Annotated in this window: 17 protein-coding genes; 14 read left to right on the top strand and 3 right to left on the bottom strand. The window is 57.9% G+C overall.

Annotated features, from left to right (window positions below; all coding sequences use genetic code 11):
- Window positions 1-295: 295 nt before the first annotated feature.
- From groL to ppk2, 4 genes are all read left to right on the top strand, one after another.
- Window positions 296-1942: a chaperonin GroEL gene (gene groL, locus O146_RS0108610; RefSeq protein ID WP_021352019.1), complete on the top strand. Its 1647-nt coding sequence runs from the start codon at window positions 296-298 to the stop codon at window positions 1940-1942.
- Window positions 1943-2537: 595 nt separating this feature from the next.
- A complete protein-coding gene (locus O146_RS0108605) occupies window positions 2538-2735 on the top strand; it encodes a hypothetical protein (protein WP_023018423.1) in 198 nt (65 codons plus the stop codon).
- Between the two features lie 85 nt (window positions 2736-2820).
- On the top strand, window positions 2821-2943 hold the full coding sequence (locus tag O146_RS13115) for a hypothetical protein (RefSeq protein WP_023018422.1): 123 nt from the start codon (window positions 2821-2823) through the stop codon (window positions 2941-2943).
- 157 nt (window positions 2944-3100) lie between these two features.
- Window positions 3101-4000 carry a polyphosphate kinase 2 gene (gene ppk2 / locus O146_RS0108595; protein WP_021352022.1) on the top strand — a complete coding sequence of 300 codons (900 nt, stop codon included), beginning with the start codon at window positions 3101-3103 and terminating at the stop codon, window positions 3998-4000.
- 9 nt (window positions 4001-4009) lie between these two features.
- Here ppk2 and O146_RS0108590 read toward each other — a convergent pair whose 3' ends face one another.
- The 3 genes from O146_RS0108590 to O146_RS0108580 form a co-directional block, all read right to left on the bottom strand.
- Window positions 4010-4336, bottom strand: a complete 327-nt coding sequence (locus O146_RS0108590) for a rhodanese-like domain-containing protein (RefSeq protein ID WP_051619362.1) — start codon at window positions 4334-4336, stop codon at window positions 4010-4012.
- A gap of 170 nt (window positions 4337-4506) precedes the next feature.
- Window positions 4507-5202 (bottom strand): hypothetical protein, encoded by a 696-nt coding sequence (locus tag O146_RS0108585; RefSeq protein WP_244266829.1) that lies wholly within the window; start codon window positions 5200-5202, stop codon window positions 4507-4509.
- 331 nt (window positions 5203-5533) lie between these two features.
- A complete protein-coding gene (locus tag O146_RS0108580) occupies window positions 5534-6010 on the bottom strand; it encodes an inorganic diphosphatase (protein ID WP_018120783.1) in 477 nt (158 codons plus the stop codon).
- A 174-nt stretch (window positions 6011-6184) separates the two neighbouring features.
- Between O146_RS0108580 and O146_RS0108575 the strand changes: the two genes are divergently transcribed.
- The 10 genes from O146_RS0108575 (at window position 6185) to O146_RS12235 (ending at window position 16100) form a co-directional block, all read left to right on the top strand.
- A complete protein-coding gene (locus O146_RS0108575) occupies window positions 6185-7522 on the top strand; it encodes a D-alanyl-D-alanine carboxypeptidase/D-alanyl-D-alanine-endopeptidase (protein ID WP_021352025.1) in 1338 nt (445 codons plus the stop codon).
- A 162-nt stretch (window positions 7523-7684) separates the two neighbouring features.
- On the top strand, window positions 7685-8782 hold the full coding sequence (gene tilS / locus O146_RS11705) for a tRNA lysidine(34) synthetase TilS (RefSeq protein ID WP_244266828.1): 1098 nt from the start codon (window positions 7685-7687) through the stop codon (window positions 8780-8782).
- A gap of 84 nt (window positions 8783-8866) precedes the next feature.
- On the top strand, window positions 8867-9478 hold the full coding sequence (gene hpt, locus O146_RS0108565; RefSeq protein WP_021352027.1) for a hypoxanthine phosphoribosyltransferase: 612 nt from the start codon (window positions 8867-8869) through the stop codon (window positions 9476-9478).
- 49 nt (window positions 9479-9527) lie between these two features.
- On the top strand, window positions 9528-11867 hold the full coding sequence (ftsH, locus tag O146_RS11700; protein ID WP_035000727.1) for an ATP-dependent zinc metalloprotease FtsH: 2340 nt from the start codon (window positions 9528-9530) through the stop codon (window positions 11865-11867).
- Window positions 11860-12456 carry a GTP cyclohydrolase I FolE gene (gene folE / locus O146_RS0108555; RefSeq protein ID WP_023018416.1) on the top strand — a complete coding sequence of 199 codons (597 nt, stop codon included), beginning with the start codon at window positions 11860-11862 and terminating at the stop codon, window positions 12454-12456. Before ftsH ends, folE begins: the two co-directional genes overlap by 8 nt.
- A 120-nt stretch (window positions 12457-12576) precedes the next feature.
- Window positions 12577-13404, top strand: a complete 828-nt coding sequence (folP, locus tag O146_RS0108550) for a dihydropteroate synthase (RefSeq protein ID WP_051619373.1) — start codon at window positions 12577-12579, stop codon at window positions 13402-13404.
- An 87-nt stretch (window positions 13405-13491) separates the two neighbouring features.
- Window positions 13492-13842 carry a dihydroneopterin aldolase gene (folB, locus tag O146_RS0108545; protein WP_027018206.1) on the top strand — a complete coding sequence of 117 codons (351 nt, stop codon included), beginning with the start codon at window positions 13492-13494 and terminating at the stop codon, window positions 13840-13842.
- 2 nt (window positions 13843-13844) lie between these two features.
- Window positions 13845-14363, top strand: coding sequence for a 2-amino-4-hydroxy-6-hydroxymethyldihydropteridine diphosphokinase (gene folK / locus O146_RS0108540; protein ID WP_027018205.1), 519 nt, complete (start codon window positions 13845-13847; stop codon window positions 14361-14363).
- Window positions 14364-14370: 7 nt separating this feature from the next.
- A complete protein-coding gene (locus O146_RS0108535) occupies window positions 14371-14832 on the top strand; it encodes a DUF3180 domain-containing protein (protein ID WP_027018204.1) in 462 nt (153 codons plus the stop codon).
- Between the two features lie 14 nt (window positions 14833-14846).
- Window positions 14847-16100 (top strand): DUF6779 domain-containing protein, encoded by a 1254-nt coding sequence (locus O146_RS12235; RefSeq protein WP_051619360.1) that lies wholly within the window; start codon window positions 14847-14849, stop codon window positions 16098-16100.
- Window positions 16101-16149: the final 49 nt, after the last annotated feature.

The following is a 16149-nucleotide window of genomic DNA, read 5'->3' as shown; positions in this document are numbered from 1 at the left end:
AAAGAAAATGTGCGAGAGGAACCTGTGAACGGCAGCCGCGTAGGCAATGGCATCGGCAGCGGCATGGGCAGCCGTGGTCATAGGTAGCCATGGGTAAGCGCAAACCTTGCACTCGCCAGGTCCGAGTGCCAGAATGGTTGCTAGCACTTCCGGTAGTGGAGTGCTAAACCACTACTAATAGACCTATCACGCAGGTGAGAATGGTGCACACTCACACCATTCGTGCCGTCGCGGGCGCCTGGCGTGATCGTTACCGTGAGTGTTGTCCTTCACCAATAAAAGGAGCACATAACACATGGCAAAGCAGATCGCTTTTGACGAAGAAGCACGCCGTGGCCTAGAGCGCGGCCTGAACACCCTGGCCGACGCCGTCAAGGTCACCCTTGGACCAAAGGGACGCAACGTCGTTTTGGAAAAGTCCTGGGGCGCGCCGACGATCACCAACGATGGTGTCTCGATCGCTCGCGAAATTGAGCTGGATGAACCTTATGAAAAGATCGGCGCAGAGCTGGTCAAGGAAGTAGCCAAGAAGACTGACGACGTCGCCGGTGACGGCACGACCACCGCTACAGTGTTGGCGCAGTCGCTGGTGAAAGAAGGCCTGCGTAACGTTGCTGCTGGTTCCAACCCAATGGGAATCAAGCGCGGCATCGAAACCGCTACCAAGGCGGTTGTGGAACGTCTGCTGGAATCCGCCAAGGAAGTAGAAACCCAGGAGCAGATCGCGACCACCGCGGGGATTTCCGCAGCGGACCCTGCCATCGGCGAAAAGATCGCCGAAGCCATGTACACCGTAGGCAACGGCCAGGTGAACAAGGATTCCGTTATTACCGTCGAAGAATCCAACACCTTTGGCGTGGACCTTGAGGTCACCGAAGGTATGCGCTTCGATAAGGGCTATATCTCCGGTTACTTCGCTACCGACGTAGAGCGTGGCGAAGCTGTACTGGAAGACCCATACATCCTGCTGGTTTCTGGCAAGATCTCTAATATTAAGGAATTGGTTGGCCTGCTGGAAAAGGTCATGCAGTCCAACAAACCACTGCTAATCATCGCCGAGGACGTCGAGGGTGAGGCTCTGTCCACGCTGGTGGTCAACAAGATCCGCGGCACCTTCAAGTCTGTGGCTGTGAAGGCGCCAGGCTTCGGTGACCGTCGCAAGGCCACCCTGCAGGACATGGCTATCCTGACCGGCGGCCAGGTTATCTCCGAAGAGGTCGGACTGTCCCTGGAGACTGCCGACATTGCTCAGTTGGGTACCGCACGCAAGGTTGTCGTCACCAAGGACGAGACCACCATCGTGCAGGGTGCTGGTGAGCAGGCACAGATCGACGGCCGCATTAAGCAGATCCGCGCGGAAATCGAGAACTCCGATTCCGATTACGACCGTGAGAAGCTGCAGGAGCGCCTGGCGAAGCTGTCCGGCGGCGTTGCCGTGCTGAAGGTCGGTGCTGCTACCGAGGTTGAGCTCAAGGAGCGTAAGCACCGTATCGAGGATGCTGTGCGTAACGCTAAAGCTGCCGTCGACGAAGGTATCGTTGCTGGTGGTGGCGTCGCCCTGCTGCAGGCCGCTTCCGCATTGGATGCACTGGACCTGACTGGCGACGAAGCCATTGGCGCCAAGATCGTCCGCGAAGCACTGTCTGCGCCACTGAAGCAGATCGCCTACAACTCTGGCCTGGAGCCAGGCGTGGTAGCGGATAAGGTTTCCCGCCTGAACCCAGGCGAGGGTCTGAACGCCGCTACCGGCGAATACGTCGACCTGATGGCTGCTGGTATCAACGACCCAGTCAAGGTCACCCGCTCGGCTCTGCAGAACGCTGCGTCGATCGCAGCCCTGTTCTTGACCACCGAGGCCGTGGTTGCGGACAAGCCAGAACCAGCAGGTGCTGACGCTGCTGCTGGCGCTGACCCAATGGGTGGCATGGGCGGCATGATGTAAAACAGTCGCTGTTTAGGCTGCTGCAAAATAGTCGCTGTTTAGACTGGCAACGAGCTAACGGTGTTAGCGCACCCCGGGCACGTTGTGTTTTGGGGTGTTGTTGTAGTCGAAATCGCGTAGGCGCCGTTTCCTGGGGAATCCAGGGAGCGGCGTTTTTGCGTGTCGGTTGGGTTTTGGATATCGGTTGGGTTTTTGGATCCTAGGGGGTGCGTCACTGCCACCCCACCCATAATGGGGTAAGTCACAAGAAGTTAACGTTTGGTCGGAAAGCACTCGGGTTTATGATTTGGAACGTAAAGTGCTTGCGGTTGCTTGCTGGAAAGTTTCTGAAAATTGAATAAAATAGGCCTGTGGGCTGGGGTTTTGTTTTGGTTAGCGTTTCCTAGCGTTGTGGAGGTGTCGCTGGTTGTTGTGCAAATAAGCAGAGAAGGAAAAACTAATGGGTACAACACCTTTTTTGGGGGCCGTATAACCTGATCTGAAGCTTGACAATTTATCATTCTGTGACACAATGATTCTCATGACGCTCTGGGGCGTCGGGAAATTGAACATCCACCCCTGGGATTGCCGGGGAAATTCTCATGAGGAGAAATTCATGAACGTTGAAATGATTCAGGATCAGCTGAACAACGCAGTTACCTTCTTCAAGGCTTTCGAGAACATCAGCAAGGGCTTGGAATTCTTCTACACCCCACGGGCTGAAGGCAAAGAAGCTACCGGTATCTATGGAGCTATCAAGGGTGCCTTTGAGCCACTGAGCTCCAGCTCCTCGACCGCTCCAGCTGCTAAGTAATCATCTCACGGCCAAGCTGCCGGTAATTCTTGTGAGTGATTAACCATCACTCATTTCACTTCATATTTCTTCCAAGGAGATAAACATGAACACTCTTGTAGAGACTTCCTCCAACTTCGTTGAGATGTCCGTTAACTTCAAGGACATCTTCGGCGCTTTCAAGAACATCGTTGAAGGCTTCGAGGGCCTGGCGAAGCTGGCTAAGTAATCCCACAGGCTAGATAGCCACCAGGGTTAAGCTCTCTCTCCTATCCGGAGGGGGAGCTTTTTGCATGCCAGAGAAATTTGCAGTGAACAATGTGTAAAGACTTAGTGTTTATCCCAACACTTGCGACAGAAAACACACAGCGGGCTAGACTGGCACCATGGCAGCCGACATTGAAGACGATCTCCCCACCATCGACCTCGCAGAAACCGACGGCTACATCGTCGATGACTCCGACGAAGACGATCCCTCACTGATCACCCCCAGCGGCGAACCCGTCGACACGTGGCGGGAAAACTATCCGTATGACGAGCGCATGACGCGCGAAGAATACGAACGCACGAAACGCGCACTGCAGATCGAACTGCTGAAATTCCAAAATTGGACCAAAGAAACCGGCCAGCGCCACATCATCCTTTTCGAAGGCCGCGACGCCGCAGGTAAAGGCGGAACGATCAAACGCTTCAACGAGCACCTCAACCCCCGCGGCGCACGCACCGTCGCGCTCGAGAAGCCGTCGCCACGCGAATCCACCTCCTGGTACTTCCAGCGCTATATCCAACACTTCCCAGCCGGCGGCGAGATGGTATTTTTCGACCGCTCTTGGTACAACCGCTCCGGAGTGGAGCGCGTCATGGGCTTTTGCACCGAATCTCAACATGCCGAATTTCTGCGCGAAGTTCCGATGCTGGAAAACATGATCTTAGGATCCGGAATTTCACTGACGAAGTTCTGGTTCTCGGTGACGAAAAAAGAGCAGCGCACCCGGTTTGCCATCCGGCAAATTGACCCGGTGCGCCAATGGAAACTGTCGCCGATGGACTTGGCTTCCCTGGACAAATGGGATGATTACACCAACGCCAAGGAAGAACAATTCCGCTACACAGACACCGAAGAATCGCCCTGGATCACTATAAAATCTAACGATAAAAAGCGCGGGCGCATCAACGCCATGCGGTATCTGCTCTCCAAATTCGAATACACGAACAAAGACCACGACGTGGTCGGCGAACCAGACCCGCTGATCGTTCAACGCGGCCGCGATCAAATCGGGGACTAGCGCTAAAAATTAGCGCTCCATCGGAAGCTCAGCGTCCTTCCATGCCATCGTGCCCCCGGCAACGCTAAACGTGGTGGCACCGGTTGCCTGCGTTAGGTATTCGCAGGCCTTGGCAGAACGGCCACCGGACTTACAAATGATGTAGACATCCTGGTCAGTGTTGATCTGGCTGGCGTACTCTGCGAACTCGCTCAAAGGAAAGTTCACCGTGCCGATGGCATGCCCCGCGGCGTACTCGTCGCGTTCGCGCACATCGATAAATTGCGCGTTGGCGGGAACCTCGTGCACAGAAACTTCGTTGACAGTTACTTCTTGCGTGTTGGCTTCGTTGCTCATGACACCAGCCTAGTGCGAAAAGCTTGCTCTCGCGGTGTAACCGTGCGGTTACCGCCGGGCGCAGGTACCGGGCGCGGATTGGTGGTGCGGACGGTTGCCACTGCGGGTGGTATGGCGGTGCACGTGGCGGGCACCGCGGGTGGTCTGGCAGTGTTCGAGCCCGCGTCGGCTCAGTCCCACAACCGATGCCATAACCATGGTGGGCGCGCAAACGGGCGCTTGCGTTTGGCAATGGCTCGCACGTGTTCCGCCACGAACTTCGGGTAATGGCTAATTGTCGTCGCAGTGTAATGCAGCGGCGTCCATCCGCGATGGACGGCATCGTTGAGTTTGTGGCGGTCCAACTCAAACTGGCGACGGTTTTCCGCATGGTGATAGGCAAAGCCGTCGACTTCGATGGCGATTTTGTAGTCCTCGAGTACCAGATCCCAGTGGTAAGGGCCGATCTTTACGTTATTTCGGACTGTGAAATGCTGCTCTAGGGCGCGAGTGAGTTGACGTTCCGGCACGCTATCGGTGCCGATAATAGCGTCATCGAGAGCGCGTTTGACTTGGTGCGGGAAACGCCGGAATTCCTGTTTGTGCGCGTGCAATCTCCGGCGCCCGTCCTTGCCGGAGTAAAAGGCTTCCAGGAAGGCGACGGCGTCGTCATGCGGCATTGCTTCCACGGCTTGTAAAGGGTTGCAAATATTGACGCCGTCCCAGGTGAGCGCACCTTTCGGGAGGGCGCGTCGAGACCTAAAATAGCTGCTTGCGGGCAGCGACGATTCACGCAGGAACTCCAACGGGAAACTCAACGGTTGGTCGAGGTGTTTGCAGGCAGCCGACGTGCCGTCGAGTGCGCAGTCCGGCCACTGTTCGCTCATGATGCGCGCGAGTTGTTCCGGCGTGGGCTTGCCAGACAAGTAAAGCCCGTTGGCGATGCGGATCGCGCCGTGCCGTGCCGCTTTTTGGCCGGCATTCCTCCCCCGAAAAATGTGCACTCGTATTCCCCCGAAAGCTTGTGAATTTGTGTTTTTGGTGCATTTTTACAAATAGTGGGCCTGAAACCTCCGATTTTCGCGGCCTATTTGTAAAAATGCACCAAACTCACGAATCAGGCCGCACGAAACGCACGAGCCGCACCCCACACGCCCCCCCCGAAGCACGCTCACGCGCGGCTCGCACCACCCCATGCTGGCTACAACAAGCTACAACCTAGCCCTTGTAACGCTCCAGCGCCTCAGCGTGGATCTTTTCTGCCTCAGCCTTGTCGCCCCAACCGGAACCGGTGACTTCCTTGTTTGGCTCCAGGTCCTTGTAACGGGTGAAGAAGTGCTCGATCTCGTCCTTGGTGTGCTGGTCGACGTCGTCAATGTCCTGGATGTGCGCCCAACGTGGGTCGTCGACCACGGCCAGCAGTTTGTCGTCGCCACCGGCTTCGTCGGTCATCTTGAATACGCCGACGATGCGCGATTCCACAACCACGCCCGGGAACACTGGCTCTGGCAGGATGACCAGCGCATCCAACGGGTCGCCGTCTTCGCCGAGGGTGTGGTCGATGAAGCCGTAGTCAGCCGGGTAGGCCATTGGGGTGAACAGGTAGCGGTCCAGGTAGACCTTGCCTGATTCGTGGTCGATCTCGTATTTGTTGCGGGAACCGCGTGGGATTTCAATGGTTACTTCAACGCTCATTGCATCCACCTTTCCTGGTGCGAGTTAGTGAGAATTCAACGGTCATCTTCAATCACTTCTGCAGCCGGCGTGCTTGCCAGCTGGCGGGGTCAGTGATTGCAGTCGTTTGCACAGTTTACCTGCCTTGGCCAGCCGGGCGGGTGTCGTGCGGTATCCGCGCTAGAATCGAACGCCATGAAAGTTTTCTGGTGGGTATCGGTAGTAGTCGCCGTCGTTGTTGTTGCTGCTACGGCGACGGTCGGTGTGGCTTACCACCAGGCTTATAGCGAGGTGGAATCTGCGCCGGCCTATGAGCTCGCCCCTGCGGAGCTGCCGGTTACGCCCGTTGACCCTGCGCTTGCCGACGCCAACGGCAACGCCAGCCCTGCCGCTGGTTTTCAGCCACCGGCGATTGCTGGTTCGGTGGGCGCGTCCGTGTTTGATTTAAACAGCCAGCACTTGGTTTATGAGCACAATGCACAGCAGCAGTTTGTGCCTGCTTCGTCTACGAAGGTACTCACCGCGACTGCTGCGTTGGCCACTATGGACCTGGATAAGCGCCTGCACACGGTGATTGAGCAGGACGGCGGGCGCGTGGTGATTCGTGCTGCCGGTGATGTGTGGCTGGATGATGCTGATTTGGATGCCGCTGCGGCGGTGATTGGCCAGGCCGATTCCGTGGAGATCGACACCAGTTTGTGGGATGGGCCCACGCAGGCGGAGGGTTGGGATCCGGCGAATGTTGCCGAAGGTTATATTGCCCCGATGGAACCAGCCATGTTGCATGGAGCACGCATTGGGGCGACTACCGGTGACGTGCCGCGTTCAACCTCCCCGGCGTTTGACGTTGCCCAGGCGTTGGCGGATCGGGTTGGGGCAACCCAGGTGGGCATTCACGACGGCGCGCCGTCGATGCCGGAGGTTGCCGTGATGAAATCACCGATCTTGCGCGAGCGGCTGGAGTTGATGATTAAGCACTCCGATAACGTCATGGCAGAGGCCATCGGCCGCGAAATAGCCATTGCTCGTGGTAAACAACCGGCGACGTTTGCGGATGCTACCTCTGCTACTTTGCAGGTTTTGAGTGAAATTGGCGTGGATGTCACAGGTGCAGCTCTGCGGGATAATTCTGGTTTGTCTTCGGATAATCGCTTGACCCCGGCGACGTTGCTGCAGTGTTTGCAGGTGGCGGCCCGTGGTTCGGGTGCGGATGTGGCCGAAACTACCGACGCTGCATTTACTACCGACGCTGCAGCGGCGGATTCTGGAAGCGTTGGGGATTTACGTAGTTTGTTGGATTTGCTTCCCGTCGCTGGTGGTGATGGCACGCTGGACGATCGTTACGCTGAGCTTTCTGCACGTGGTTATGCGCGGGCAAAAACCGGCACTTTGACTGATACTTCGGCGCTGGTGGGTATTGTCACAGGAAAGTCTGGGCATACTTATGCCTACAGTTTGTTGGTGAATGATGCCCCCATTTTGCCTGCTCGGGCGCAATTGGATGAATTCGTTTCTGCTTTGCGTGAGCATTAGGTGGGGGGGGAGAATATGCGTGACGACGGCACACGATCGCACGACGGCACAGGACTGGGCGACCGTGCAAGACTGGACCACGCCACAGGTTCGGACGACGGCGCAAGATTGGATGGCAGAGTTGCGCCTTTTTGGCCCAGGCGGTCTCCGCATTTTCTGCAGGTGCGCACTGCGCTGCGGGGCGCTGTTCAGCGCTGGAGGGACGAGCACGGGGGAAACAAACACTGGGCGGATAAACACGGCACGGACGAGCGCTGGGCGGACGAGCATGGGGGCGTCGAATTTGTCATCGCAGTCAGCGGCGGCCCCGATTCGCTGGCTTTAGCGGCCGCCGCGGCGGCTGAAAAACTCCCGGCACACGTCGTGAGTATTGATCACGGTTTGCAGGACGGCTCCCGCGCGGTCAGCGAAGGCGCCATTGGCCAGGTTGGTCAGTGGGGTCTGAGCGGGCAAGTGGTTTCTGTGCGCGTGGTCGGCGAACCGTTGGAAGCCGCCGCACGTCATGCTCGCTATCAGGCTTTGGGCGATCTCGCAGGCGACCGCCCAATTTTGCTGGCGCATACTGGCGATGACCAAGCAGAAACATTGCTGCTCGGCTTGCTGCGTGGCAAGGCTAGCGCAATGGGGGAGGTGTCTGATTATCAAGGGCACACGTTGCTGCGCCCGCTGCTGGGGATCCGCCGTGTCCACACGGTTGGTGCGTGCCGGGAACTCGGGGTTGCTGCGTGGAATGATCCGCACAACACTGACGAGGCTTTTCGTCGCGTCGCTATTCGTCGGCAAGTGCTTCCGTTGTTGGATCAGATTATCGGCGGCGATGCCACGGCTCCGTTGGTGCGCGCAGCCGAGTTGTTGCGGGAAGATGACGACTACTTGCACACACTTACGCCGAAGCTCGAACGTGCAACGGCTGCCACAGAGCAATGCACTGAGCCAGCTACGCAACCAGCTGAGCCCTCCACGCAGCCGGCCACTAAGCCCTCCACGGAGCCAGCCACGCAGCAACCGCCGGCTCTGGAAATCGCCGAGCTAGGCCCTCCACCACTGGCGCGCCGGGCTATCGCGAAGTTTTTGCAGCGGCATGGGGCGCGAGTCAGCGCGAGCACATTAGAGGCTAGTATTGCGTTCATCCATGACTGGCATGGGCAAGGTGCTGTTTCTGTTGGCAACGGGTTGGAACTGGCACGCCAAGCTGGCAAACTGGTGCTATTACACAGCTCGCTTGGCGACGACAGCCAGCCGTCGACAAGCAGTACGTGATACAACAACTTCATGAAAGCCGCAGCGCTTCCCGCGCTAGGCGCTTAACACGCTCAACCGCACAGCCTCACCGAAAGGCCAACCATGGCAGATCACACTCACACCACGGTGGAAAAATCCGTCGACGATAAATTCTACGACGTCCCGGAAAATCGCTACGGCCGCGATGTTGAATCGGTGCTGATCAGCGAAGAAGAAATCAAACAACGCATCAAGGCACTGGCGGACAAGGTGTCCAAAGACTACGCGGGCAACGATTTGCTGCTGGTGTGCGTGTTGAAGGGTGCAGCGGTGTTTTTGACCGATTTCGCCCGTGAGCTTTCCATCCCGAGTGAGATGGAATTTATGGCAGTGTCCTCCTACGGCAACTCGACGACGTCGTCTGGCGTGGTGCGGATCTTGAAAGATCTGGATCGCGACATTGAAGGCAAGGACGTGTTGATCGTCGAGGACATCATCGATTCTGGCTTGACGCTGTCCTGGCTGGTGCGCAACCTGCGTAACCGGAACCCGAAGTCGCTGAACGTGATCACTCTGTTGCGCAAGCCGGAGGTCGTCACCGCGAAGTTGGATCTGTACGACGTGGGTTTCGACATCCCGAACGAATTTGTCATCGGTTACGGACTGGATTACGCGGAAAGCTACCGCGACTTGCCTTATGTTGGCACGCTGCACCCGGACGTTTATTCGTCGTAATCGCACCTGGCACACCATTGTCATTGTGTACTGCTCGTAAATAGGATTCATGAAAAACAAACGCATTATTCAAATCGGAGCCGGCGCGGCCGTGCTTTTGATGCTGTTGTTCACCGTTACTCGGCTGAGCGACGATACCCGTCACTTCCTCGATGTGGAGACTTCGCTTGCGCTGGAGCAGCTGCAGGACGAAAACGTCGAGAAGGCACAGATCGACGACCGTGAGCAAACGCTGCGCCTGGAGCTGCGCGAGCCGATCACTGTGGACGAGCAAGAAGGTGTCGATTCCGTCATTGCCCAGTACCCAGCACGTTCGGCCCCTGAGGTTTTTGGCGCGGTGCAAGACGGCAAAGTCGACGAATACGACACGAACGTCACCAGCGACAGCTTCTTGATGAGCATGCTTTCGTTCATGCTGCCGATGCTGCTGCTGTTTGGTCTGCTGTTTTTCTTCCTCACACGCATGCAAAAAGGCAGCATGTTGGGCATTGGCGGCAACAAGGCCAAAGAGCTCACCAAAGATATGCCCACCAACACTTTCCAGGATGTGGCGGGTGCCGACGAAGCCGTCGACGAGTTGCACGAGATCAAGGATTTCTTGGAAGACCCCACCCGCTACCACGAACTGGGGGCGAAGATCCCGCGCGGCGTGCTGCTGTATGGCCCGCCGGGCACCGGTAAAACCTTGCTGGCACGGGCTGTTGCCGGTGAGGCCGGGGTGCCGTTTTATACGATTTCGGGTTCGGATTTCGTGGAAATGTTCGTCGGCGTGGGTGCTTCCCGCGTGCGCGATTTGTTCAAAACTGCGAAAGAAAATTCGCCGTGCATCATCTTTATTGACGAGATTGACGCAGTGGGACGCCAGCGTGGTTCTGGCACCGGCGGCGGGCACGATGAGCGTGAGCAAACGTTGAACCAGATGTTGGTGGAGATGGATGGTTTCGGCGACCGCGAAGGCGTGATTTTGATCGCTGCGACTAACCGTCCGGATATTCTGGACCCGGCCTTGTTGCGCCCGGGCCGTTTCGACCGGCAGATTCCGGTAACCCCGCCGGATTTGAAGGGACGCGAGGCGATCCTGCGTGTGCACTCTGAAGGCAAACCGTTGGCTAAGCACGTCGACGTGACGCAGTTGGCCAAGCGTACCGCGGGCATGTCTGGTGCAGATTTGGCGAACGTGCTTAACGAGGCAGCGCTGCTGACCGCGCGTATCGGCGGCAACGTGATTACTGCCGATGCTTTGGAAGAAGCCACCGATCGCGTGGTGGGTGGGCCGCGTCGTTCCTCCAAGGTTATTTCCGAACATGAAAAGAAGGTCACTGCTTACCACGAAGGTGGTCATACCTTGGCTGCTTGGGCGTTGCGCGATATTGAGCGCGTGTACAAGGTGACCATCTTGGCACGTGGGCGCACTGGTGGGCACGCGATGACCGCGCAAGAAGACGACAAGGGCATGTACAACCGCGAAGAAATGTTCGCGCGCTTGGTTTTCGCCATGGGCGGACGCGCAGCGGAAGAGCTGGTGTTCGGCACCCCGACGACGGGCGCATCCAGCGATATTGAACAAGCAACCAAGATCGCCCGCGCCATGATCACCGAATATGGTTTCTCGCCGGCGCTGGGCACAGTGAAATATGGCGAAGAACAAGGCGATCCGTTTTCGGGGCGTGGTGGCGGTGGCACCTCGGGCTATTCCGAGCAGGTCGCGCAGACCATCGACCAGGAGCTGCAATTCCTGCTGGATAACGCGCACCGTAAGGCTTATTCGATTTTGTCTGAGCACCGCGGCTACCTGGATAAGCTCGCGTTGCAACTGCTGGAAAAAGAAACTTTGCGTCGGCCGGACCTGGAAGCCATTTTCGACGGCATCGACCCGCAGCGGGTCGACATCTTCGATACCGACGTGCGCTTCCCGCAGCAGGCTGGTTTCGAGCCGGTGAAAACCCCAGCGGAATTAGCAAAAGAGCGTGGCGAGGAACCGCCGAAGCGCTTGTCTTTGTTGGAGGCTTCGCTGCTGGCTCGTCAGCGTCGACAGCAAGCACAAGCGCAAGCGCAAAAAGGTGGCAACGCCACCGGTGCAGGCGCGGGGGCTGGTGAGCATTCTGTTGAAGAAGGCGAAATCGGTTTGATCTTTGGCGAAAACAACGCCGTGGGTGTGACCGGCTTGCCGAAGCTGGAAGAACTCCAGGCGCTCGAGGAGCTAGAAGCTGCAGCGGATAAGCAAACCGAAAAGCAGGCGGAAGCGCCGGAGCAGAAGGCAGAGTCCAACACGGAGTCAGAGGATTCCGAGCAGAGCGGAAAGCACCGGAAAGCCGAACAGAGCGAGACCTCACGCGGCACCGAGGCGCGTAAGGAAAATCAACACAACGGGGACCACTACGATGACTAACGCTGAAACCACCGGCGCCTCCGGCAATTTTGATCAAGAACGCGCAGAAGCCGCCGTGCGCGAGTTGTTAATTGCAGTTGGTGAAGATCCCGACCGCGAAGGCTTGCGCGATACTCCGGCTCGTGTCGCCCGCGCTTATAAGGAATCCTTCGCTGGCCTGCACGAAGACCCAACTTCTGTGTTGGAACGGACGTTCTCGGAGGATCACCAAGAACTAGTGTTGGTGCGCGATATTCCGATCTATTCCACCTGCGAACACCATCTTGTGCCGTTTTTCGGCACCGTGCACATTGGCTATATCCCTGGGCGTAACGGTGATGTCACCGGCTTGTCCAAGCTTGCGCGCCTGGCGGATTTATATGCGAAGCGCCCGCAGGTACAAGAACGCTTGACCAGCCAAATCGCTGATGCGTTGATGGAAAAACTGCAGGCGCAATCTGTCATTGTCGTCATTGAATGTGAACACCTCTGCATGGCGATGCGCGGGATTCGTAAGCCCGGTGCAGTGACCACAACTTCGGCGGTACGCGGCGGCTTCCGTGTGAACGCATCGTCGCGCGCAGAAGTGATGAGTCTTATTAGGAGTTAAACGGCGAATATGAATACCCCGGAGACCCCGCAACATCTGGCCCAGCCTTCGCCGATCCGCCCGCCGGCGTTGGTGCTGCCGAATAATCAAGAAGTTGGTCGCCGGGCTCGCTGCCAAATCATGGGCATTGTGAATGTCACTGATGATTCCTTTTCTGATGGCGGGCAGTACAACACTGTCGACCGCGCCGTCGAACATGCTCACCGGCTGATTCACCAGGGCGCTGACATTATTGATGTGGGGGGAGAATCCACGCGCCCAGGGGCCACGCGGGTAGATCCGGAGCAAGAAAGACAACGCATTACCCCGGTGATTCGGGAACTGGCTGCCGCGGGTATTGTGACCTCGATCGATACCATGCGCGCAGTCACCGCAGAAGCGGCCGTGGAGGCAGGCGTATCCATGATCAACGATGTTTCCGGTGGCATGGCGGACCCGCACATGTACCGCGTTATGGCGGAATCTGGGTTGCCGGTGTGCCTGATGCATTGGCAAACACTGCAATTTGGTGATGCCAGTGGCGAGCACGACGGTGACGTGGTCGCGGACGTGCACTCGAGCCTGGATCAGCTTGTCGACAATGCCCTGGAAGCCGGGGTAGCGGAGCACAATATTGCGCTGGACCCAGGGTTGGGGTTCGCGAAATCCGCCGAAGACAACTGGGCGCTGCTGCACTCGCTGCGCAGTTTTACCGACGGGCGGTTCCCCATTCTGGTGGGGGCTTCGCGTAAGCGCTTCCTCGCTGCTATTCGTGGGGCGCGCGGGCTGGAATCTGGTCCGCAGCTGGCGGATCCAGCCACAGCCGCTGTGACTGCACTTTCGGCGCAGGCCGGGGCATGGGCTGTGCGTGTGCACGAGGTTGCGGTATCGCGGGATTCCGTCGACGTGGCCTATGCCTGGCAGACTGGTGGCCAGAAAAACCTAGATAAGCAGAACTGCCAAAAGTAAAAACCGCCAAAGAGCAAAACACCGAAAAGTAAAACCGCCAGAAAAGTAAACGACCAGCGAGCAGCAAAACGGGAAGGTAGCACTGGGATGGACCGGATCGAACTGAAAGGCGTGGAATGCTACGGCTACCACGGCGTGCTGGAAGAAGAGCGTCGGCACGGGCAAACTTTTTTTGTGGATTTGACGTGCTGGTTGGATTTTTCCCAGGCCACGCAGCTGGACGATACCGTCAATTACGCAGACTTGGCGCAGCTGGCACACGATATTGTTACCGGGGAGCCGGAAGACTTGATCGAAACAGTTGCTTATCGCATCGCGAACCAGGCATTAGCTGATTATGAACAGCTCGCAGCCATCGAGGTTACCGTGCACAAGCCGGATGCCCCGATTCCGCTGCCGTTCCGGGATGTTGCCGTAGTAGCAAGGAAGCGCCGATGAGCATTACCGCAGTATTATCTATTGGTTCCAACATGGCGGATTCTCGCGAGCTGTTGGATTCTGTCTACCGTGACTTCGCTGAGCAAGGGCAGTTACTCGCGGCCTCGTCGATTTATCGCACCCCGGCTTGGGGAGTAACAGACCAGCCGGATTTCCTGAATGCCATTTTGTTGGTCCAGGTCGACCAAACGCCGCTGGAGTTATTGCACTGCGGCCAGAAATTGGAAAATGCGGGCGGTCGAGTGCGGGTGCAAAAGTGGGGGCCGCGCACCCTGGACGTCGATATTATTGCCGCGTGGGAAGGTGCTGCGTCGGCTGCCACAGAAACCACGCACATCACCAGCGATACCGAGGAATTGCGCTTGCCGCACCCGTACGCTCATCAGCGTGCCTTTGTGCTGCAACCCTGGCTCGAGATTGATCCGGACGCTGTGCTGGGAGGTCGTCGGGTAGCGGAACTGGTGGAGCAGCTTGCCGACGAAGACAAAGCCGGCATTACCCGTGGCGAGGCATTCCGGTGATCGGGCTATGAAAACCACCTCGATTCCATGGCTAGTAGCGAGCGGGGGATTCGCGGCTGCCTGTACCGCGATTGTCGCCTGGCAACTGTATGGTCGCCTGCCCGCGGTGCCACTGTTAGTTGCGGTGTCGTTGTGGGCGATGGTTTTGGTGTGCGTGATGCTGGGCCGTCGGGTGTCGAAATCCCGGGACGACCACGGCATTGGCCTGGACCGCAGCCAACTTGATCCGCTCACTGCCGCGCGTTACTTAGTTTTCGGGCAGGCTTCGGCCTGGACCGGCGCGATTCTGGGTGGGGGCTATGCCGGAATTGCGAGTTATGTGATCCCAAAATCTGGGGAATTGCTCGCCGCAAGTGAGGATTTACCGGTGGTGGTTGCCGCGGCCTTGGGCGGTCTGGCGTTAGCTGCAGCCGGGGCCTATCTGGAGCGTGCCTGCCAAACCCCGATGCCACCGAAAGCAAGTTTTTAGCTAAAGTGAACCCCATGGAGCAGGAGAACTCGTCGAACACCGCTCATAGTGGACCTAGTCAGGTTGATCGTGGCCAAGCGGGCGTGATCGTGCTGATTGTGCTGGCGGTCATCGCGACCGTCGTTATGCTGCTGTCGAATTCCGAGGTGGCGCTGCGTCTGGCGCTGTTGGCGTCGTTGTGGTCTGCAGTCATTGGGTTTTTCCTGGTTACGCGTTACCGTCGGCAGGCGCAATCTGCTGAGCAGCGCGTGGCAGATCATGAGCGCTTTATGCGCCAACAGCAGGAATCGGCAGAAGGCGCAGTTTCTGGTCTTCCGGCGCAGCAAACGCGTGCCGACGGCAGCACCGGGGTTGATGCTGAGCGTTTTGAGGAAATGTGGGCGTCTATCCGCGCCGAGCTGACGGTGATTCGCACGCACCTGGAAGAGCTGCAGGAGCGCGAGTTCGGTTATGAGCCCGCTGCACTGCAGGCAGAGGCGCGCCGGATCCGGGAGTTGGAACAGCAGACTGACCGGGCTGGCTCTGAATTTGCTGGTTCTGAGTTTGCTAGTTCTGCGTTTTCCTACCAGCAGCCTGGTGGCCAATACAACGGTGGGGTTGGCTTCGCATCTGGTTCTGGTGTTCCGAGCCAGGACGCTATTGCCGGAAAGCTGGGGAGCCAGCCGAGCCAGCCGCAGCCGAACCCGTTGTCTGCTCTGATTAGTGAGCGGGAGCAGGAAAAACGCCAGCAGCAGGCCCGCCAGAAGACTGCGAAGCAAGCATCTAAACCGGCACATAATCCGGCGGACCAGCAGACAGAAAAACACAAGCCAGCTGCGAAGCCGCAAGCAAGTGCAGGGAAAGCTGCGAGTGTAGCGGCGGAGCCGAAGCGCAGTGCAGCCAAGCAGCACGACGCTGCGCGTACCTCAGATCCGGTTTTCGATACCTCTCGCTTCCACGCGGTGCGCTGGGATTCGGTCGGGGAAGAACGCAAGGAGAGCGCAAGTCAGAGCACCAGTCAGAGAACGTCGGCAGCGAAATCCGAGCGGGAGCAGTCCGCGGCTACTAGCGCGCGTACTACCACTGCATTGACTAACACCGCGCGAACTACCACTGTGCGGGACGATTCCAACAAACAAGGCGCCGGTTCACACGCCGCACCACAGCAGCCCCAGGTGGCGGCTAACGAGCAGCGCAACGATGACGAATCGCGCACGCGCCGTCGCCGCCGGGACGAAAACACCGGAGGTATTTCTGTGGCTGAATTGCTCAAGCGCTCTACGAAATAGGCCGGATAAGAAATAGCCTGGGCAAGAAGAGGCCGGGTAAGAACTAGCC

The sequence above is a fragment of the Corynebacterium pseudodiphtheriticum DSM 44287 genome, assembly GCF_000688415.1.
Taxonomy (GTDB): Bacteria; Actinomycetota; Actinomycetes; order Mycobacteriales; family Mycobacteriaceae; genus Corynebacterium; species Corynebacterium pseudodiphtheriticum.
The sequence above is the reverse complement of the archived record's forward strand: the minus strand, read 5'-3'. Positions and strand labels throughout refer to the sequence as shown.